Origin of the sequence: Priestia sp. AB, from assembly GCF_028369225.1 — a bacterium.
Lineage (GTDB): Bacteria > Bacillota > Bacilli > Bacillales > Bacillaceae_H > Priestia > Priestia megaterium.
In genome coordinates this window covers 98475-120858 of sequence record NZ_JAQMYN010000012.1, presented here as the reverse complement: position 1 = coordinate 120858, position 22384 = coordinate 98475, and the positions used below count along the sequence as shown (strand labels likewise).

19 protein-coding genes are annotated in these 22384 nt (G+C 32.7%); 11 read left to right on the top strand and 8 right to left on the bottom strand.

Annotated elements, in window-relative coordinates; all coding sequences use genetic code 11:
* Both POF52_RS25465 and POF52_RS25460 read right to left on the bottom strand, forming a co-directional pair.
* Positions 1-1983, bottom strand: a 1983-nt coding sequence (locus POF52_RS25465) for a tandem-95 repeat protein (RefSeq protein ID WP_271996034.1), incomplete at its 3' end; no start/stop codon positions are given.
* 559 nt (positions 1984-2542) lie between these two features.
* Complete coding sequence (locus tag POF52_RS25460) at positions 2543-2827, bottom strand: DUF4183 domain-containing protein (RefSeq protein WP_098449654.1); 285 nt, start codon at positions 2825-2827, stop codon at positions 2543-2545.
* Between the two features lie 371 nt (positions 2828-3198).
* Here POF52_RS25460 and POF52_RS25455 point away from each other — a divergent pair, with 371 nt between their 5' ends.
* The 7 genes from POF52_RS25455 to POF52_RS25425 all read left to right on the top strand — a co-directional run bounded on the left by POF52_RS25455 (position 3199) and on the right by POF52_RS25425 (position 11304).
* Positions 3199-3603, top strand: coding sequence for a DUF4183 domain-containing protein (locus POF52_RS25455; RefSeq protein ID WP_098449653.1), 405 nt, complete (start codon positions 3199-3201; stop codon positions 3601-3603).
* 227 nt (positions 3604-3830) lie between these two features.
* Positions 3831-4511 carry a DUF4183 domain-containing protein gene (locus tag POF52_RS25450; RefSeq protein WP_334314416.1) on the top strand — a complete coding sequence of 227 codons (681 nt, stop codon included), beginning with the start codon at positions 3831-3833 and terminating at the stop codon, positions 4509-4511.
* 770 nt (positions 4512-5281) lie between these two features.
* Positions 5282-5617 carry an SPW repeat protein gene (locus POF52_RS25445; RefSeq protein WP_176585955.1) on the top strand — a complete coding sequence of 112 codons (336 nt, stop codon included), beginning with the start codon at positions 5282-5284 and terminating at the stop codon, positions 5615-5617.
* Between the two features lie 663 nt (positions 5618-6280).
* Positions 6281-7015 carry a hypothetical protein gene (locus POF52_RS25440; protein WP_176585956.1) on the top strand — a complete coding sequence of 245 codons (735 nt, stop codon included), beginning with the start codon at positions 6281-6283 and terminating at the stop codon, positions 7013-7015.
* A 508-nt stretch (positions 7016-7523) separates the two neighbouring features.
* Positions 7524-8213 (top strand): DUF1796 family putative cysteine peptidase, encoded by a 690-nt coding sequence (locus tag POF52_RS25435; RefSeq protein ID WP_255323607.1) that lies wholly within the window; start codon positions 7524-7526, stop codon positions 8211-8213.
* A gap of 365 nt (positions 8214-8578) precedes the next feature.
* Complete coding sequence (locus POF52_RS25430; protein ID WP_176585958.1) at positions 8579-9238, top strand: DUF1796 family putative cysteine peptidase; 660 nt, start codon at positions 8579-8581, stop codon at positions 9236-9238.
* Positions 9239-9927: 689 nt separating this feature from the next.
* Positions 9928-11304 (top strand): glycosyltransferase, encoded by a 1377-nt coding sequence (locus POF52_RS25425; RefSeq protein WP_271996025.1) that lies wholly within the window; start codon positions 9928-9930, stop codon positions 11302-11304.
* 593 nt (positions 11305-11897) lie between these two features.
* On the opposite strand, the gene POF52_RS25420 is transcribed toward POF52_RS25425, so the two are convergent.
* Positions 11898-12149 (bottom strand): hypothetical protein, encoded by a 252-nt coding sequence (locus POF52_RS25420; protein WP_176585960.1) that lies wholly within the window; start codon positions 12147-12149, stop codon positions 11898-11900.
* Positions 12150-12717: 568 nt separating this feature from the next.
* Here POF52_RS25420 and POF52_RS25415 point away from each other — a divergent pair.
* On the top strand, positions 12718-13473 hold the full coding sequence (locus tag POF52_RS25415) for a hypothetical protein (protein WP_176585961.1): 756 nt from the start codon (positions 12718-12720) through the stop codon (positions 13471-13473).
* A gap of 982 nt (positions 13474-14455) precedes the next feature.
* Positions 14456-15118: a hypothetical protein gene (locus tag POF52_RS25410; protein ID WP_271996022.1), complete on the top strand. Its 663-nt coding sequence runs from the start codon at positions 14456-14458 to the stop codon at positions 15116-15118.
* A 105-nt stretch (positions 15119-15223) separates the two neighbouring features.
* Here the strand turns inward: POF52_RS25410 and POF52_RS25405 are convergent, their stop codons facing one another.
* The 4 genes from POF52_RS25405 to POF52_RS25390 form a co-directional block, all read right to left on the bottom strand.
* Positions 15224-15367 carry a hypothetical protein gene (locus POF52_RS25405; protein WP_271996019.1) on the bottom strand — a complete coding sequence of 48 codons (144 nt, stop codon included), beginning with the start codon at positions 15365-15367 and terminating at the stop codon, positions 15224-15226.
* Positions 15368-15453: 86 nt separating this feature from the next.
* Positions 15454-15624: a hypothetical protein gene (locus POF52_RS25400; RefSeq protein ID WP_176585952.1), complete on the bottom strand. Its 171-nt coding sequence runs from the start codon at positions 15622-15624 to the stop codon at positions 15454-15456.
* A gap of 1245 nt (positions 15625-16869) precedes the next feature.
* The gene (locus POF52_RS25395) at positions 16870-17541 is read right to left on the bottom strand and encodes a sulfotransferase family 2 domain-containing protein (protein WP_271996015.1); all 672 of its coding nucleotides are present in this window, start codon (positions 17539-17541) and stop codon (positions 16870-16872) included.
* Between the two features lie 686 nt (positions 17542-18227).
* Positions 18228-18791 carry a class I SAM-dependent methyltransferase gene (locus tag POF52_RS25390; RefSeq protein ID WP_029319713.1) on the bottom strand — a complete coding sequence of 188 codons (564 nt, stop codon included), beginning with the start codon at positions 18789-18791 and terminating at the stop codon, positions 18228-18230.
* An 871-nt stretch (positions 18792-19662) separates the two neighbouring features.
* Here POF52_RS25390 and POF52_RS25385 point away from each other — a divergent pair.
* Complete coding sequence (locus POF52_RS25385; protein ID WP_176585964.1) at positions 19663-19851, top strand: hypothetical protein; 189 nt, start codon at positions 19663-19665, stop codon at positions 19849-19851.
* 67 nt (positions 19852-19918) lie between these two features.
* On the top strand, positions 19919-20860 hold the full coding sequence (locus POF52_RS25380) for a beta-propeller fold lactonase family protein (RefSeq protein ID WP_271996010.1): 942 nt from the start codon (positions 19919-19921) through the stop codon (positions 20858-20860).
* 951 nt (positions 20861-21811) lie between these two features.
* Here the strand turns inward: POF52_RS25380 and POF52_RS25375 are convergent.
* A complete protein-coding gene (locus POF52_RS25375) occupies positions 21812-22312 on the bottom strand; it encodes a hypothetical protein (RefSeq protein WP_176585966.1) in 501 nt (166 codons plus the stop codon).
* Positions 22313-22384: the final 72 nt, after the last annotated feature.

Here is a 22384-nt window from a genome sequence, read left to right as displayed (position 1 = left end):
TGTATAGTTTGGCACCGTTGGTGCATCATTTACCGGTGTAACAGTGACTGTCACCGTGGAAACGGCCGTTCCTCCATGACCGTCTGATACCAGCACCGTAAATTGATCGGTTCCGTTAAAATTTAAATTAGGGGTATATACATAGGAACCACTATTAGTTACAGTAACTGTTCCATTTGTTGGTGGAGACTGTAATTGAAAGGTAAGTGAGTCACCATCTACATCTGTAGCTTGTATCTGACCAACTAGGGGGGTATCTTCATTAGTGATAACTGCATAGTTTTGAGTAACAGGATTATCGTTTACAGGCGTATTTATAATTGTAACTATGGAGGTAGCTGTTCCTCCTTGTCCATCGTCTACAATAACCGTAAATTGATCAGTTCCGTTAAAGTTTAAATTAGGGGTATAGACAAATTGTCCATTAGGATTAACTGTTACTATTCCATTTGTTGGCCTCGTACCAATACGATATGTTAATGGATTCCCATCAATATCATTGCCAATAACTGTTCCAATTGCTACAGTATCCTCGGGATTTGTAATAGTATAGTTTGGGACTGTAGGAGGGGTATTAATAGCTGTTACACTGTTAACAGGAGACGCACCTGATCCAGTTAATACATTTCCTGGTGTACTTTCAAATTGGTAATTAATAAAAACCTGATTACCAAGAGAAGAGATTGATGTAAGAGGGCCAACCACTCTAACCTGGTATGTCAAAACTCGAGTTTGATTGATATTCAGTGTTCCAAGGGGCAGACCATTTCGAATATCCACGTTTGTCTGAGTAACACCATCTACTTGTAAACTATTAGGAATAAACGTTGTGGCTGAAGACAATGGATCTGTAGCTATTAGGACATTGGCTGCAGCAGTTCCAGTATTACTTACTTGAACTGTATAAGTAATGATATCCCCTGTTCGAGCAGATGTAACATTAGCAGATTTTGATACATTTAAAACAGGTGCATTAATATCTACTTGAAGAGCTAAAGCACTAATAACATAAGTATCTCCATTTGTCGTCCCACGTACGACGGCACTAGTTTGATTATTTGATAAACGGGCCGAGACGTCAATATTAGTAATATCCCACCCCTGTCTCGCACCAGATAAGCTGCCTCCCGGTGTACTATTTAAACTGCCAAACTGTCCACTTGTATCTAATGCGCCACTGTCGTTATTAATCTGAGAAGCAAAAAAGTTATTTATTGGATTATTAGGACCAGAGACGGGCTGCAAAGACGCAGTCGTAGGACCAAATTGAAGCTGGTCACCTACTATAGCCGAATCTCCTTCAATAGCACTTACTAATAATCTTCCGTTTACTGTTCCTGTAATAGGCGTGCCAAATCCAGATACAGCTGCTGTAGAACTTCCTGTAGCTGAACTCGTTAATTCTGCTCCAACAAAAATAGATAAGTTTCGAGACTTTTGTAAAGGATCAGCATACACTACAGCCAGTGTCCATCCTGCTGCATTAGCGTTGTTCTCTGTTGTACTTTGTGTTCCAGGAACTCCTAGAACTGAATACGTACCTGCTTGAGAAATCAAATTTGTTACATTTGCACTACGCACATAATAAAAACTTGAACTTGTTAAGGTAAAGCGTGTAGTCGTATCTGATTGCACACTAACCGTTCTGCTAGGAGTAATAAAAGTGACAGCATTATTTAGAGCAGAACTAACATCCTCTCCACCATAAAGGTAGCTTCCTCCCCATATTAATTCTGCGTATAGAATTTGAGTAGTAGTAGATGGAAGTCTTAAAATAGCACTGGAGGAATTTTGTAAGTAATTCGCAGTAGTTCCTGTAGGAAAGGAGCCGTCTACAGAAGTTGGGTTGACACTAAAGAACGTTCCAATAGACCCTGCAGTTCCAGGAGCATTAGCATTAGCTTGTTTATTTAACCCAAATGTATTACCTGTAAATGTAATAGCTCCATTGGCATTGGTTAAAAACCGATTTACATATGGCAATTAATTCACCTCTTAGAATAAAATAAATCGTTTCAGTATATAAGAGAAGTAAGAAAATGTGTATATCTCCCCTCCTTTATAAATGAATATGTTTATATGTATGCGTCAAAAAGCCCAATCATTAGGTGGGAATTAAGTGAGGTTAATTTCCGCAACCCTCATCTTAATACAATAAATAAAAAAACTACTGAATTTAGTCAGTAGCTTGTCATAAAGCAATTAGAAGCTTCTTATGTAAATCCAGGTGGTCACATTACATAATTTCTCCCTCTTTATTTGATACCTGAATAAAGAAAACGTAAGGGGATAAAGGTGACAGGTAGATTTTGCTTATTTAAAAGAAGATATACTGTTGAAAAAAGAGATGTAAACCTAACTATTATAAGCAATCATATGATCGTGTTATGCTTGAGACTCCATCTCTTTTAGTATTTTGTTTGTGATATAATTTCTATCCTTGCTATTGTCTAATCACTGCTTTATTTGAAAATAAGAAATACATATTTCTGAAAAATGTCTGATTTGCTTACAGAAGAACTAGTCCAGAAATAGGATACGACTAGTTTACAACAAATTCTATTACAATTGGAGTTGCTGGAGAGAGTGTGTCACCATCTGGAATAGTAATGGCAGTAGTGGTAATAGTCGATGTATCAGCTGTTTGAATTTGACCATTAATATAAAGGTTATAATATGCAGGTGATGATGGAAAAGCTGTAGCAGCTATACCTGTATCAGTCGTAAAAGCTGTAGCAAGAATAGTGTATCCAGGACCTGTGCCTGTTCCATTTCCTGCTATAGAACTGAATTTCAGGGAATTCATAAAAGGTTTTACAATAGGCATTCATATACACCCCTTTCTAAAAATATTAAGTTTAGCATTCTCATGTGAATTTATTAATAAAAAAGAGGCAAGAAACAACTTTATAATATACGTTACCTGTAATTTTGATTTTAACTTGTTAGCAAGGTACTTGAAAAAGTCTTATCTCTATTGTATTATTCTTCTCCCCTGATTTAGAAACGGCGAATAACTAAATATATAAATATATATTCAAAGTCTTATGTCTAAAAGTATTAATTATTAAGAAATAAGAAATATGTGGACGAACTATAGACATTTGACAGTTGCGAATTTAGAAATTTGGATTATTAATAGAAAGAAGGACTATCTAATAATTCCTTCACTAATTAATTATGAAGGAGTGAATTTATATGCCTATTATTAAACCGGTTTTTACAGCTACTAGCACTATTACCGGAGATGTTACAGTTGCCACTGCAACCAGTGTTGCTCCTACACCTGCTAGATTTACTGCAATCGTTACAGCCCCAATGGTTGTTGGCCTAACAACAACCGTACCTGCTGGAAGCTTTATTGATGAAAATGGAACTGCTCTTACAGTCTTACCTACGCTTGCCTCTAATTCTTATGCTACTGTTTATGTTAATGGTGTAGTTCAACCAACTAGTGCGTACATTTTGTCACCAACTGATCTAGCACTTGATGATGATGTCACGGTTGGAGCACCTGTTACTTTAGAAATAGTGACTCACACAGCAACCTCCACTTCAACACCAACGAGTACTTTAGCAGTTACTACTGTTATTAGTACGTAATACCATTAATTTCATAATTATATTAACTATTGTTTGTATAAATCTAGAAACTTTTATCCATTAGGGTGAAGAGCTATATTGGTTAAGAAGAAGATCACAAATGTGATCTTCTCTTTTTATTTATGCATTTCCGAAATTACATTAACTGAGTATATAATTTATCCCCTTTTATTCGGTATGAGAATACATTAAAACAAAATTAACTGAAAGGAGGAGGTAAAGATAGGATGAATATAAAGCACAAAGATCATTTTTATAAAAAATTATGTTATCAAAAAAAGAAATGCAAAAAACGTTACTCTAAAAAGATTTACAGTGAGTACAAACTTCCGGACTCCCTTTCTAGAAGGGATCCTTCATGTATTAATAAATTTTGTTCTTACTGTAAATCTCATCCTTGCTGTTGTCTAAAACCAGGACCGCCAGGACCTCAAGGACCACCAGGACCTCAAGGAGCCACAGGACCTCAAGGAGCCACGGGACCTCAAGGAGTCACAGGACCTCGAGGAGTTACAGGACCTCGAGGAGCTACAGGACCTCGAGGAGCTACAGGACCCCAAGGACCTCAAGGACCTCAAGGACCGCCAGGACCTCAAGGACCACCAGGACCTCAAGGAGCCACGGGACCTCAAGGACCACCACTTCAGGGAGTAATACCAACAACTAGCTTATTATACTTTACTTTTTCAGATGGACAGAAACTTGAATATTTAAACAGTGATGGTGTACCACAATACGGAGATGCCAAAATATTGTCACCGAATAAAGTTTCCTATATTAACTTATTTATAAATGGTATTCTGCAGCCTCAAAGTACTTACACAGTTGAAGAAGGAAAATTAACTTTAGAAGAATCTCCTTCAAAAGATGTACCAATTACTCTACAATTTATAATTATCAATTCATAAATATAAATTGTATATACTATGGCTGTTGCCTTTACTAATTAAGATAATAGATATTAGGGAATAAAACTTCACTTTACGTCCTATAGAATATATATAATGAAATTTTCAAAACATGGGCTAGCTTACTTGTTGTCGGTTTTATCCTTTATTACTTCCTACTCTTGATTTAACTAGCTATTATCTTCAAAAATTATACTTAAAACTTAGCTATTTTACATTTGTGCCCGAGGGAACCCCGTCTCCTTCTAAGCCGAAAAAGTTATAACAATTATAAAAAGCCTACTCTTAAAATTTGAGTAGGCTAAGTTATTTTAACGTATTCATTAATATCATTAAGTTTTTTTACCTGCGATTATGTTAACTATGCAAGCGACCCATTGTGCGACCATAGGTATGTCTCTATTGTATTTTTAATAATAGAAAAAGGGTAGAGAAGTTATTTCTTTTCTATATGGAACATAAGGAAATAATATAAAAGAAAGTAAAAATATATGATTATTTTGACAATTTTTCTCCTATTTAAAAAATATTAGTATACAAAGATAGTAATTTTACAGGTAATTATAAAGTGAAATGAGAAATATACAATACAGTTAAGAGCTGTAGCCCTGATCCCTCTTTGAGCAAAAATAATCTGCCTCCTACAGATTGTTTTTGCTTTTTTTATAAATCACTATGTATCCTCATTTTAGTTAATGTTAATAATTTTTAAGCATATAATTTAGTAATGAAATCTTTAGGGATTTCATAAACCTTTGGGAGGTGTAACCGTGAAAATAAGGGGTAATTTAAATGCATTAATTGGACTCTGGTTTATTATCGCACCTTGGGTTATTGGTTTTTCAGATCAATCAGGAGCTTTATGGTCAAGTATTATTTTTGGAATTATTCAAGTTATTGTATCATTGTGGGGCTATGACAAGCCTGGTTGGAATTCTTGGCAAAATTGGATTTCAACAATTACTGGTGTCTGGTTTGTAATTTTCCCATTCATTTATTCATTAACAAATGGAGAGGTTTGGTCAAGTGTAATTCTTGGTTTAATCACGATTATATTTAGTTTATGGAGCTTGGGATCTAATTCGGGCTCAAAGGCTGTGGGTTAAGGATAAAATGGATAGGAGCCAACTACTTTAGCAAGCTACTTAACAACGATGAAGTGGTTAAGGATCCAAAAAGCGAAAATCAAAAAACAGGGAGCTATTTCCTAAGGGGAATAGCTCCCTGTTTTTTGATCTGGTTGTACATGTTTAAGATCCCCATTTCCTTGTGCAACAAGTTGCTCGTTACGATAATTTACTGGGGATTGTCGATTTAATTATTTTTGTCTCTTTATATAATATATTGATTTTTTAATACTTCTGGTACGTAAATCCTTGCCTTTTCCCTCCCTCATTAAGATTCCATGGAAATTCTTAAAACAACATTCCTCATTTCCCATCTTTTGATGTAACACTCTTGATCAGTATATCCTTTTTTTGCACGCCTCTATTATCTAAAAAAAGCTTGACCCTCTTTTCCATCCAAGGTCGACTAACTGTGATTTTTTCAACATCCGCTCTAAGGGTGCAGCCTCGAGGTTCAGCGTTCTTTTCTATTCTAAACGTATACAGTAAGTAAAGATTATCCAGTTAAAATAATCATTATTATTAAGAAATTGGAACTCTCAATTTTAATGGCGTTCTATCTATCTTCACATGTCCAAACTTTTTTCATTCAAGTGAATATTCTACTAGTACAAATATCTTTTATGAAAGGAGAACATCTCTTTGCCAATCAATATTCAACCGATCCTCATCAGTATGGAACTTATTCTGCAGGATGTTTTAAAAACAAATTTAGTTACGCCACAGTACCCCGCTGCATTCAGAGAAATAGCAATACCTGTCCCTACACCTCCGGGAGTTACCAATTTACCCTCCTTTATTTATTTTGACCTTGACAATCAATTTACCCTAACACAAGAACAAGGTATTAAAGATGCCATTTCACTTGTACTATTTAATTGGTTCCATCATCTGAGGCAAAAATGGAATGGTGGAACTAATAATGGTATTTCTAATTTAGCTGCTTGCAATAATGTGTATGCAATACGGAATTTACAACCTGCTTGGTATACTGGACCACGTATTCCCAATGGGTTAGTGGCTACGAACATAGCTATGGATCAATTCACCCGACTTATACGTGACAACGGTTTGCGTCTCGCTCCCAAAGCGAAGATCTTTGCTGGCTCCCTTGATAATGATTCCCTTACTTTGGCTTTAACAGCTTTAAACCGAACCAAAGTACCTTTATCATTTATTGTTGATCTATCGAAGGTAGGCAATATTGGCATAGATGCAGGATCCATTATGCATGCTTGGTTACATCGGGCAGGATTTTATAATCCTAATACAACTAGTTATTTTATTACGGAGTGTTCAATGTGTATTATGCGGGATTATGAACTTAAAAACCTCTTTCTACCCGATAGTGCTTTCTATAAATTTTTTAGCCAATGATGAAGAAGTTAAAAGTGTAAGGGATATATAAAGTTAGTTTTTAAAAGAACTAATCGGATCCAATATCTTGAGCAAACTACCCAGGATGCTCTAAAGCGTCCATTCGGAAATCCACATTGTTTTGAGTTGACAACATGTATCATGAAAAGCTACTGAGACCTGTTCAGTGCTTTTCCTTGTCTTTTTAATGTATATCATATACAGATCTACTTAACATAATGAACTTCCTAGGAATCAGACACAAAAATAGTAAAAAACTTAGATACACTGAGCGCCTGTCCAAACGCTTTTCATTACTTTGCATACTATAATATTGAGCAACCTCCTTGCTCTTCCAATAGATTTCGGTTCTTACATTGCTATTAGGCGAGAGAAAAGACTACTTTTGGGGCAAAAAGTAGTCTTTTCTGTTTTTAGGATGTATATGCCTTACATAAAAGTAATTGTCCAAGCAAATTTACTCCACTAAGCATCTTATATAGGAGAGTTTCAAAAGAAAAGTAGGAGAATGATTAATTTGAACTTACATGATATCAAAGGATCCTATGATGCTGTGTTTAGTTTGGGAAGTGCTTGTAATCCAGCTATTCAATTTCAACGCCTTAATTTAAAAAGATTTACCTCAAGTCCACTTGATTGGAATTACTCCCCATTCCTTTCCGATGTAAATAGATTGTTAAGAAATAAATTTAATGGATTTATGGAGCTTAAAAACATGCGTGTGATAAATGATAAAGGAGTTTCTATGTACGCTGATGAGGGAGTTTTTATCTTTCCAGATAAAGGGATTCACAAACCTATAAAATCCTATCTAGTACTAGATACTGTTTATAAAATTTTTTCTGCTCATGATTTCCCTATTATCCCTAACCAAAATTGGTTTTTAGCTTATCCACCTTTTAAAAAAACACTCAACTATCGGATAGATAGATTTTTAGATAAGGTTAAAAATAGTCAATCCATTTTATTTGTTAGATGGGTAGCTAATTATCAAGAAGCAGTTGAATTAGAGTCTACCTTATCCCAGATAACGACGGGGAGCTTTAAAGTCCTTATCCTTAATCCAGTAGAAGGTCTGCAGGGAATTAGTGAAGTTGATTGGGGATTAAGTAGAACTTGTGTAGTTAACGTTCCTAACGATCCAAATAGTAATGTAACATGGGATTACGTTTTAAATGGAGTAACATTAACTAATTAAGGGCTTTTTTTAGACCATTAAATCGTTTAATTTATAACAATTTTTTTATCAAGAATAAGATTTAATACTTTGAGAAAACTACTCAAGATGGTGTAAATCATCGCTCTGTATAAAACCAAGTATAAGCAGAAAAACCTACTGTTCAGGGGGTCAGTCTCCAGGAGCAGTAGGTTTTTCCATTATAAGCTGTCTATGCTATACAACATTAGTTAACATAATGGATTAAATCGGTATCTAAAAAATCTTTTAAATGGGTATTTTTTCCTCTGGAGCTTATTTTTATAATTAACTTTTTACAGCTTGTCCAATCAAATTTATCTAATTAATCATCTTATATAGTAAGTCATAAAAAAAGGAGAATTCTGTTGAAGCTAAAAGAAATTAAGGGATTATATGATGTAATTGTTAGCTTAGGTAGCGCTTGTAATCCGGCAATGGAATTAAAACGGTTAAATTTAAGAACATTCGCTGGACCACTAGATTGGAGTGTAGCTCTATCACTTTCTGATGTTAATAGACTACTTAAAAATAAATTCAATGGCTTTATGGAACTTGAAAATATGCAATTGATAGATGGAGCATTTGCATTTAGTAATGACGGAGTCCTGATTGAAGGTGTCGAATCTTATTTGATAGAAGATACTCTTTACAATGTTATTTCAGTACATGATTTCCCAATAATTCCAAATCAACATTGGAGTGCAACATATGTTTCCTATAAAGAGAAACTTACCCATCGAATCGATCGATTTTTCGAAAAAATCACAAGTTCTCAATCTATTTTATTTATTAGATGGGCGGCTACCTATGAACAAGCTGTAGAATTACAATCGACTTTGGAGGGAATTGTTAAAGATCAGTTCAATATTCTTATTCTTTGCCCAGAAGAAGGCTTCAAGGGTGTAAGTGAAATTGATTGGGGACTTGATAAAGTATGTGCAGTTAAAGTACCTAGAATCCCAAATGACCCTGAGACTTGGAATTATGTTTTAGAAGGTATAACATTGACCCCTAGAAAACAATAGTATCCATCGATTTATATAGTTTCCTACCTTCCTGTTCTCTTTCGAGATAACGACATTCGTTTTCTCTCCTGTCCTTTACCCTCTGTCACATCGTTGAATCTTATGATTCCCTTCCTGTTTACACAAGTGACAAGGAGCTTACCAAGTTCCGCATCTTATAGATAAGACGAGGTTAGCTGGGTTCTTTACTTCGGGCAAGATTTGGGGCACATCCCAGCATTATTATGATTATGAATCTTCTTTTCCTCTTGCCAATACCTAGGCAAATCAGTATACACTCCTGAGCTAACCCTTACGAAGATTACAGGTCTCCACTGATGTTCATCATAATGAAGCTTATCGGTAATTATAGATATATAATATATAACACTATAGGCAAGTACTTGACTTGAGTATTGAATTGAAGGCTTACTTACAGCGGTAGCTCTTTCGGATAATGGAAGTTGTTAATTCTTATTTCTGATTATCTTTTCCTAAATCACATAGAAATTGTTAAATAAAAAAGATGAATTTGAATTTCTTAACATTTTAATCTGGATCAATAATTTTTTAGATGAGGTTCATAAAAGTATTATTACTTCAATTAATAATACTTTATTCTTTACTCAATTCCTCAACATTTATAAATCATTTTTTGTACTGTACAGGCATTTTTCAACCAATTGAATATTATAAAAAAAAAGGAAAGGATGATTAAGATAGATTCTTATGGTCATTATCACAACCCTCAAGATGGAAAAAAATACAAAAAGGGAAAAAATTATAAAAAAAAGGGAGAAAATAATCAAAAAAAATTAAGAGAAACCAAAAGTGAAATTAATCAATCCTATAATTTGGACAACAGCTTATATAAGATGAGTATAAAAAATAATCATAACCATCCAATTAAAGTTAGTATAATTATGCCTACCTATAATAAATATAATCAAATCTCCCTTTCCCTTTACGGCCTCTCAAAACAAACGTTTCCTGACTCTGATTATGAGATTATCTTAGTAGATGATGCTTCTTCTGATAAAACTCGTGATATTTTAAAAGAAATTGACGTCCCATTTAAATTTAAATATATACGTATGAAAAAAAATAAAGGACGTTCCTTTGTACGCAATATAGGAATTAAGCATTCTGAAGGAGATGTTTTAATCTTTTTGGATGGAGAAATGTTAGTGACTCCTCATTTTATTCAAAACCACTATAAACATCACTTGCAAGAAACAAACCTTGTAGTCACGGGAGCCATGCATTATGAAGGAGTCTATACTTTTATTATGCCTGATTATAATGAAGATCAATTGGCACACCTAAAAGATCTAGTGAGAAAAGATCCTAAGTATATGGAAATATACGAAAGTTACGAACGTACTAGACATAAATCAAAGAAACCTTATCCGCTTGTAACAATAGAAGATATTGATACAGAACGTTTTCAAAGTTTATCATTTTCTAACCGATATTTTCTTAATAGTGGGTTAAAACATTTCGGGGAGAGGCTTAAGGGATTTACACTTCCCTATATCGCATTTTTAAGTGGAAATGTATCAGTAAGGAAAGAAGAATTAAACAAATCTGGATATTTTGATGAAACCTTTGTTGGTTATGGGGCAGAAGATTGGGAAATTGGATATCGTTTATATAAAAACGGAGCGCAATTTGTTTTAGATCCCTCTACAGTTGCTTATCATCAAGAGCATCCAATATCTAAGAAAAAACTTAAAGAACAATGGGGTAATCATTATCGTTTCGTTAAAAAACATCCAAATATAGACGTTCTTATCTTATCTCTTGAATGGAAAGAACTATCATTTATGCATATGCATCAGACATTAGTTGAATATAATGCACTAGATGAGCGTTTTCCAAATGAATATAATGAACTGAAAAAAGCTTTTCGGGTAATGCTTTTTAGAATTATTGAATGTTTAAATAACGAGCAGCCTGTTACAGAACTTTACAAACTGCCTGGCGGATCAGAAGAAAGAATAAAAATTCATCAACAATTTGAAACACTACGTCCTCGCGGATTTGATTATCTTGCAAGTTCTTTCGAACAAATATATCACTTGTAGTCCTTATAAAGCCGGGATTAAAATTAAAAACAAATGATGTGACAGAAAGAAATTACTTTCAAACAGTAGGTTTTTCTGTATTTAAAATGTGTAGAACATAAAATTTTAGTTACCATAATGAATTTTACAGACATGGAAGGCTTATTCGATGATTAACTGAAGAGGCTTTTGATGTGAGGAAAATGTATATAGGAATGAATTAAAGTAAGGTTGTATTAACTAGTAAATAAACACTATTCATTAACTCACTTCAAGTGAATTGTCCAATCAATAAAGTGGGCTATATCTAGAGTCTTGTTAGTTAAAAGAAAAACTCCCTACCGTTTAAGGGAGTTTTTTCAGTTTAGAGTGTATACGGTATATAAAGTTAGTTTTAGAATCCCACTCAAAAGAACTCTTGGGGAAGTAGCCTTCCAACAAGGATTGTTTTTCCAGAATATGTACGTTTTGTTACATCGTTAACAATAGAATTTCAATGTTCCTTCAGTAGATGAAATTGGAAGTAATCAATAAAACACGTACCTTTTATATATGTGTTATGACCTGTGAAAAATAGCATGAAAGGTATAACTACAAAAAAGTCTTTACCTCTTTCAATCAAATTTTTTTAGATATTTAATACTTAGAATATGGTTAATATTAAAATACATATGCTCAAATTTTCTCTGTTTATCTAAGGATGGTTTGCCAGGTGCAACTGACAGGAATCTACCTAAATGTAACTCCTTGTTACCAATTAATTGCTCCTCTATGTCATATATAGATTGTTTATCTCTAATTGTGTAATTTCTCCCGTCTATTATTTTAATTTCAATGGAAAGTACATCTTTTGTTTTGTCTTCCACTTTTTATCTCTCCTTTAACCTAGAGAACATCATATTTTATAATCATTAATCCTAATTAACGGTAAGGTTTGGCATAGAAATCTATTTTTACTAATGAGCTATTTAAGTGTTTAACAATTTTACAATTTTGCTATTCATCGTAAAGCTGTAGCTCGAACTTTGAAAAGGGTGATCGGAATAACTACATTTATTTAGAGTGCGTGACAGCAATTTTGGCTACCACGTTTTTAACTAACCTCTTTTAGTTAATATAGATATCCTTGGTGTAAACGTATTTAAGATTATCTTGTAATGGGACCCTTTGTTGAATGGATATATGAGGTTTTGAAAAACATAGTAAATTAAACTTCTATCTATCGTGATTGAAAAAATTACTGATTGGAGTTCAGTAGTTTTTTTATTGTATAAGTTATATCAATGGATTTTAGCTTTGAAAATTTTTATTTTATCACTTATCACTGTTAGTGGATAAGCATACAAGCAAATCAGCCGTAGTTTCATAGCTTATATTAACGATATAAAAGGAAGTGCATCGATTGAATAATAGAAAGTCTAAAAAAAAACAAATATGGTTTCTTGGCCTAATCAAATATTAAAAATTAGACCCGATCAACAATACCAAAATAACCTTCAAGTTAATGTTTATGGTATCTTTACTGCAGGCTCTAAGCCTAGTGATTTCAATGGAAGGCAAAAAAGATTTAATCGAGACATCAATTTGGCAAATCAGATATGGAATGGCGGAGGAATGTGTAATATAAATTTTATTCCACAACCTGTATTTGAAATGAAAACAATAATAGACGCGACCAATTTAGGTTTTCAAGCAGCAATGGAAGGTCCTGTTAAAGGTTTAATTAAGAAAGTTAAACATAAGATTGGCAATCCAATTGGGATATACGTTGTTTATACGAGTGGGAATGATTTTGCATTTTCTTCGGATAGTACTTGCCCTATAGGTGCAGGAGGAGTCATAATTGAGGATTTTAGAATTAGAGATGGTATACCTAAATTTAAGCTCTTTGGCTCTATTGCATTGAGCAACAGAGCTTTAAATGCACCTTTTACATTTGCACATGAAGCAGGACATGTTCTATTGACTGAACTTGATAAACAACCTTTTAATAATATATTTAGATTTAATGCTATAGACCCTACGGGTCCTTTTATTAACCCTGTAACGGGGAAGAGTGATATAGCTCACAGTAATCTTGTAGGTAATCTCATGGCCCCTGTACTTCCTAACATTATCCCAACTATTGATCCCTTACAACTGCAAAAAGCTAGAATGAGTAAGATATTTCAAAATGCAATAATAAAATGATAAATAGATTATCATTCATTTGAAAATCCCATTGGATAATGGTATTAAAGCCAATAGGGATACTAAGATGATTCATAAAATCCCAGAATGTTATTAATAGGATAGCTTCTAATCTTAAGAGAGAACAGGAAAAGCAATAGATAGTGGATTTAATAGCTCATCTTCAAATGAATTCTTCATCATATATATTATCCAAGAGTTTGAGCAAGTTACTTCAGACACACTAAAGGCTCGCTCCTATTAGATGATTTTATAGAATAGAAAAAACTACTGATTAGGCGGCACCAGTAGTTTTTTCTATTTTTCAGCTGCAGGCCGGCTGTATAGTTAGTTCGTGCCATGATCTGTATTGATAGTAATTAGAACCATCAAGATAAACAAAATAATTTATAGCTTCTTAGAATTGGATAACAAAATGGCTCTTGAATTAAAGTAACAATTCATAAAAACCAAGTTGTTTCTCATAGTACTATGCAAAATAACTTTCATTAAATTAATGGTTACATTAATCAATTCTTCAACTTCCTCTCTATATTCCCAGGGGTAAAACGATAATAATTTGATTTACTTCTACTTTTACTTTATATGATTACTTCATCTTTTTATTCATAAAACATTCAAATAAAAACCTTAACTATTAGATTCTGAAATGGCTTTTTAGTTTCTTAAAACTTAAAAGTTCATTCCTTAATTAATACAAAGTTGGTTCACACAACAAAAATTACCAGAAATAACATGGGGAAATTATAAACTTTAGACATCGCTAAAATGCAAATAATCATTTTTAGATTTATTGTTTATATATTATTGATTCACCACATTTTAGCGAGGATTAAGCCTGGATTTTTTGTATAAAAACCAGATTCTTATGCTCTCAAATCATACTAAATAAAGGAAATACACAAGTTTTATCGAATTTGTGTAGATAAAATTTTATTATATGGAAAGCACAAAGATAACATATTAGGATCGGAGGCCAACCATGGATATCAAGCAGGATGCAATAAATGCTGAAGAAATGGCTAAGCGCTTAAATACAACTTCCAGCAATATTAGAAAATGGTGTATCGAATTAGAAAAGCATGGTTATAAGTTTGTAAAAGATAACAGAAAGAAGCGTTACTATTCTGTTACTGATCAAACTTTACTGTCAAACTTAAAGTATGCTATTCAAGAAAAAAAACTGCCTTTAGAAATAGCTGCAATGACTGTTGTAAAAGGGTTCGATAGAAACCATTCCTCGTCAAACACACAAGAAGAACACTTGTTTAATGAGGAGAATAACCGTGAGCTAAATATTCTCCAAGAACATGAAAATTACACAAAAGATGTTGTATTAGATACATTAAAACAACAACAATCTGTTAATAATAAGTTACTAGAAATGCTAGATCATTATAAAAATGCTTTAAAAATATCAGAAAAGAGAAGACAAACAGAACAGGAACAGACAAGCAAACAGTTAAAAGAATTAGAGGAACGCTTGGCCGAAAGAATAAGTCAACAGATTAATAATAGGGATAAAGAAATGATGGACTACATACGCCAATCACAAAGACAAAACCAACAACAATTATTAGACATTGTAGCTATAAAAGAAAAAAAACAGCAAAAAAGCTTTTTTGTCCGCTTATTTGGCAAGTAACATTTTAATTGTAAAAATTAAGTGTTCCTCGTTAAGCACACAAGAGGAGCTATCCCTAATAGGTAAGATTTTGGCTGCCTTAAGGCGGCCACTTAGTCTTTATAGCTATTTTAATTTTTTATATCTCCGAACGATATCTACAATGGCATTTCTAGGAAAGAGATAGCTTCTTTTTCGCATATGTTCTTGAAGATATTCATTAGCTTCTTCAATTAAGGAAATCATTCCTCTGTGTTTGCCTGGTGTCAATATTCTTCATCCTCGCCTGTGATTTTATGAGAAATACAATTCAGATTTGTTATTGGACCTGAACACTTTTCCATTGCCTTTATAGTTCAATTATATAAATTATCAATAGCTTGCCCTCTCTCTGTTTCATCTTCAACAATTGATAGTGTTTCAGGTTTTTCTTTCAAAAAAGCTTGTCTAGAAAGATCTTTCCCTTTTGCTAAATCATCTAAATTCTTTACAACAACCGGACACATATTTCTCACTTTAATCTCCATCTTTATTCTCCTTTTCAGTGTTTTTCTACTTCAATATAAAAAAGTAAAAAACATCTTGAAGAGCATAAGGGGTTTTTGCCCCCACCATAGGTGTGGGGCTAGGCAGAGCCTAGCAAAACCGTGGGGACAAAGAAAATTGCTAAATGTCCCCTTTACGTCTCCTTTTTTTGGTGTACGTCCCTTTTACGTACCCTTTTAAAATCCCGATGTCCCCTTTATGTCCCCCTGTTTTGGAGCCATGTCCCCTTTGCGTCCCCCTCACAGATGACTTAATGTATATATTCTGTTGATGTTAAGCCCCTTCAAAGGTCACATGAGTTTATCCAGATTGAAGAAATTTTCTTGGTGATTCATATGCTAAATTCTGAAGTTTTCCAACAGCTTACTTTATAGAGGATACACCTAATTTGCGTGTGATATGTTGTCTTTGTGATCTAATCGTGGTTTCTTTTTTAGACAGTATCAACTGCATATCTCGTCCTGAATATCTATCTAAAGCAGACTCAAAAACTTGCGGTTCGGCGATTGTAAATTGATTTAGAAATACTTTTTCTTTAAGAGTTTTGCATTCCTCTTCTACATTTTTTACTCAAGCAACCCTCAAAATGTATTCAATTCCCATTGAAGTTTTTCATTTTGATCCACAATAAGACCCTTCTATTTTTTAAGGGCAACCGCTGTTATAATAAAGTCTACCAATACTTTAATATCTACATGGGGTGCTTCCTATCCAGAGGAAGTACCCTTTCTTTTCTTACTTTCTTTACATGTTTTTTGAAATCGCTTTCACGTATACCATAATGCTTGTGTTGTTCTCTGAAGTTAAAAAATGTAAATCCTTATGTAGCTCTTCTGAAATGTCAAAAGTAAGACGAGAATTTCCTTTCCTAATCATATGCTTTTCCTTTCAGACAACGTATTTAATTTGCAACGTTACTTATAATTTTGTCTAAAAGGATATAATTTCTATTCTAGAAAGTAAAAAAAATCCAGGTTCTAAAAAAAGAATCTGGCTAAAGAAAATGAAAAGGTGGTAACACATCATATAGGCTTTATAAAAAATATCGTATTAGAAAATAATCTAATCGTAATAAATAAAGCTAGATTTCTAGAGCAAACTATTCAAGGTGCAGCAATGCATCAATCTATGCGATAATTCTTGTAGCAGAAAAGCTCCCTGCGGAAATAGGGAATTTCCCTGTTTTTTATTCCTGCATATCCAAATAAATATATGTGAATTTATTTTTAAAGATCTTTCAATTGCCTAATAAAATTAGATTTTATATATTTAAATAGTTCTATATCTAACTCATTATTTTTTTCTATTTTCTTTATTATTGCAGTTGATACTTCACTGAGTCGAGGGCGGGATTTTGTAACATTCTTCTTCACGTATTCAATATTAGTCCAATTAAATTTATTCTTTAGTAATAGAAGTGATTCATTAAACAACTCTGTTATTCCAACTAATTCAAATACTCCTAGATTTTCTTTTGCTTTTTCTAAACTTAGTTGAGAGCTTAACCCACAAATTTGATGAATTTGTCCATTCTTAGCTTGTGGATCCCAATCAATGTATTCTTCAAAGGACATATTTTTCATATTTTCCTCATAATAACCCGGATATGTTTTTAAAAAATAATATAACGATATCACACGTTCAATAGGATTACGCATCATAGTAAAGTAAGTATAGGGTTTAGAAAAAAGGTCATGTATTCCATAAAAATGGTGACCAGATATTGCTTTGATTACTTTTTTATTTTCTGCTTTTAACTGACTGAAATGCTCATTCATTACTTCCACGGGGACATGATCATATATCTCATTCTCAGCATAAGATTTTTTGAAAATTTCATTTAATGTGGTTCCTCCAGTTTTAGGAATGTGTATAAAGATAATAAGCTTTTTCCCCATTCGAAAATTTACCTCCTCTCTTAAAAATCCTTTAATTCTTATTTTCCAAATGCAAAGAGAAAAATTCCCTTTTAGAAATTATGTAACAAGCATAGCCATAAATTAATAGAATTAAAAGTCCTTGCAAACAATGATTTCAAGGGTTTTTAATTTAGTGTTGTAAGTAACACATACCATTTCCACATGATTTTCTTAATTTTTAGTATATTCCCCTTTTTTCCTTTTTGGAACTTGAAAACTTAAAGAATAAATTCTAACACCTCGAACAAACTACTCAAGGCAATTAGAGTTATCAATAAACACATAGTTTTTTCTGTTTTAGACTGTATATGATATACAAACTTAGTTAACACGGAAGTCTATGAAAAAGAGAACCTTGATATACCAAAGGTTCTCTGTGTGTCACTTTTTTTTCAATATGCAGCTTTCTACACAGCCTTGATATAACAATGATTTCTCTACAAGTGAATGAAAATAAGGTGTATAAAAAGCGCACATTTTATACATATGCAGCTAAGGTAAAATGTAGTATTAGTGGTAAAAATACGGTTTCATTAATTCGAAATTATCTTTTCATTGCTTGTTATACGTGTGAAAGCTGATAAAAAGATACCTCAGTCTAGAGTGACTTCAATTAGAATCAACTTAAATTCACTTTTTTATGAATAGATAGAAAACTATTACTTTTACACCATTAAAAATTCAATAACAGGACGTGTTTGTAATTCTTTTTTCATTACTCTTGTGGGTTTAATGGCCCGTAATTCTACAACCATTTCACTTACAACATTTCGCTTTCTCATCACGTCCTCGTATATTTCGTGAAATGATTTTTTCTTATATACTGCTTGACTAACAAATAAAGAGATTTTTTCTGTTTTCCAATCACCCTTGTATCCATAATCAGTTCTCCAATAATAAGGTTGTGAAAAACAAGCAAAAGAATCTATAAAGTATGGTTTTACCACATATTTATCATCACTCAATCCATATTGAAGGCGAAAAACCGCTTTTGAATCATTCTTTGCTATTCTGTGAAGTTCCTGCATTAGAGGGAGCGTAAAGTGGATATGTTCAATTAGATGACTTGCATAAAATTCATCTATGCTATTGTCTTCAAAAGGAAGAGGGATTTCTGAACACATTTCTAGGTCAGCTACAATGTCTACTCCTTGTCCTTTCATGATATCTAGATTTATCCACTCTTTTAGAATAGTTTTCCCACAACCCAGATGAAGTTTTTCCTTCATTAATATCTCCTCCTTTTTTGAGTGAGTGCCTTTTTAAGCATTGTCTATTTTTCTTTATAAATGTTTCTCTTGTTGAGGTTACAAAAGGATCCAGTCTCAGTTTAATAGAATGTCACTTAAAAATAATAAGAATAATTAATTGATAAAATCAAAATCTTTTATTGTAACACTACATAAGGACTTCTTGAGGAAATAGGCATCTTATATGGAATCAGCACTCGTCCATACCCTTCTTACTACTTTACATATTGTCAATTAAGCAATTCTATTTTAGTATCCTTCTAACTTTTTAACAGAAGGTTTGAATATCTGTCTGTTCAAGAAAAAACTACCTTAATTTCCGCATAAGATAGTTTTTCTTTTCGTATAATCACAATTATTAAAAAAGCCCTTAGAAGTGTTTGTTCTAGGGACTTTTTGATTTATAAAGATCAGAATGATGTAAAAATATGAACGTTAAAAGTTAATGATTCCATCACCAAAATAAACTATTCTTAATACACTATATGTTTTCATTCTCAATCAGGTGACTTGCCTAAGCTGAATATTTTCTATCATTGGAGAAAAGTAATCGAGATGGTTCACATTATTACTCTGTATAAACCTGCTTCTAAACAGAAATAAACACTGTTCAGGAGCATTAGTTTTTTGTTTTAAGCTGTATAGTTTATTCATTTTTAGTTATCTGGGTTTTCTCGGAGGAATAAAAAGGGAAATCACTGCTCGGTTCATGAAAGTAATAATATTTCTCTAGACCTAACTTAGTAAATTTATTACATGAAAAATAATTATCTTTTTAAGTTGTCCAATCACTTTTAATTAATTGATCATTTTATATAATAAGGACAAAAAAAGGGAGGGAATAACCATCATGCATCCTGATAACGAAAATTTACATGAAGTATTAGGTTATGTTGACAAGGCCCTTATTAACATTAACAAAGCGATAGATGATTTTGAAATACAAAAAGATTTTGAAAGAATATATGAACTTAAAATAGTAAAAGCCAATCTCGAAATATCAAAGAAAATAATAATATATGGACTATTTCATAATTAGCTTTAATTTATAATATAAAAGGTTTTCACAACAATTTGGACATAAAGCTATATAAATTTTCTTATTAATGAAAAAAGGGAGAATTCAATTGATAACACCATCTTCGATTATTTATAGTGTTCTTGCTTATGTTGCAAATCCTGGAAATAACACAGTTTCAATAATCGATACAGAAACTAATTTAATGATCTACAACATTTTAGTTAGAAGTATCCCATACAGACTGGCTATCACACCGGATGGAAGGCGAATTTTTGTTGCAAATTATGGAGATCTTACGATCTCAGTAATTGATACGATTGCTCATGCAGTGACTGCTACTATTTTCACTGAAGGCGATCCATCTGGACTGGCTATTACACCAGATGGATCGCGAATTTTTGTTACAAATGAGGATAATAATACAATTTCGGTAATTGATATTGCTACAAATACAGTAATCGCCACAGTTTATGTTGGCACTACCCCTAATGAAGTGGCTATTACACCAGATGGGAAATGCACTTACGTTACAAATGCGGATAGCGATAATGTATCGGTCATTAATACAAATACAAATACAGTAATTTCTACTATTTCCGTTGGCTATAAACCATCTGGAGTAGCTATTACACCAGACGGGAACCATGCTTATGTTACAAATAAGTTCAGTGACAATGTATCGGTTATTAATACAGCCATAAATACAGTGATTTCTACTATTTTCGTTGGTTATAAACCATCTGGAATAGCTATTACACCAGACGGGAACCATGCTTATGTTACAAACTTGGGTAGTAATAATATATCAGTTATTAATACCGCTACAAATACGGTAACAGCTACTGTTTCCGTGGGGGATGCTCCATCCGGAATAGCTATTACACCGGATGGAACCCATGTTTATGTTACAAATGAGTTCAGTGACAATGTATCGGTTATTAATACAGCTACGAACACAGTGACCTCCACTATTGATATCGGAAGTAGTTCTTTTCCAGTTAGAATATTAATTAAAAATGGCATGTAATCAATTTATTATCCACGAAAATTAATTAACATAATGAACTTTATTAGAAATAATCAGAAAAAAATATTAAGCATACTATATTGAAAAAGAAACTTTTATTTTAAAAATGCATTGGCTGATACAGTATCGGTGTCTTTCTTGTATCCATATAAAAGGATTAAACAAATATGGATCCTCTATTTAGAATAATAATAACTGTGCAAGGCTTCAATCATTGAGGTGAAAGTAAGTGAAGAAAGAAAAAGCTAATTTAAAACTGGTCATTTTCCTTGTACAATAATGTATCCTCTAGTCTTTTCTAATTTACGTAATCGTTATTAATAAGAAGGGTAAAAGGTTAACTAAGAACCATTCCCCAGCGAGGATTCCTGTATTCGACACTGGCTTGGTTAAGCTGTACATAATCCCTTCCTCCCTAAAAGAAGGATTTAAAACCCACTGAATTAGAAACCCCTTCAGGATTCCCATTCAGAAATAAAAATGAGCCACTGAATGGGTTCAGCAGCTTTCTTAGTTATTATATATAAATTTAGTTAACAAGAAATATTTTGGATTATTTTCTACAACCGGAACCATGCTCATTATCTCTATAGTGTCTACAACCACAGCTATGATCATTAATCCCCTTGTGTATTCAAAACACAGACTTATTTCACTTGTAAGGTATATCCCTCTTTAACCAGTAAGGACATTGTATAAGTTACAATAAAATTAGCTAATACTGAAAGCATAGAATAAAACAGGGGGCTCATAGTCATAGTATCAGCCAACTAATAAAATTTTATAAAAATAGGCAACTATCCAACGATTTATTATATGTCTTTTAATATAACTTAAAATCCATTAGGAGTATTCTATCTAAAAAGAACTAGTTATTAAACTAGCTCTTGATATGACAATTTAATTGCTAATTCATTATTATAAATATAATTTAAATATTTTAAATTTTCATTAAAAAATCCGATTTATAGTAAGAGAAGAACTACCCACAATAACTGAATCACCAACTTTATGAATTCGAACATCAATTACATCATTAGCTAAAAGATCTAATTGAATAGTTTTACTTACAGTGGTTAAAGCTTGTGTATTACTCGTTACAGTTAAACTTACCGCAGAAAAATTTAATGGAACATCATTAACAAAAAGAAACCCCCTAGCGAGGTCTGTTGGATTAATTCCAAGAGTTAAACTCATAGAAATTTCGTAAATCCCTGATTCATTAATAGTTATTGTATCATTAACTATACTTAATGTTACATTAGCAGAAGGACCCACGAAGTCATAATCAACTTTTGTTCCATCAACATCTATAACTTGTCCAGATTCTTTACGTAAAGAACCAAAAGCGGGTAATACACTTGACCCTAAAGGTCTTGATGTTGTGCAATAACAGGAGTTCGAAGTGCAATTGGAGCAACAATAACAGTGTTTTTTTCGACATGAAGACAAAAAACTCCCCCCTTTATTTAACTCATACTATAGCTATATTAAAAATACATTAATTTTGCTTGTATGCCTGTC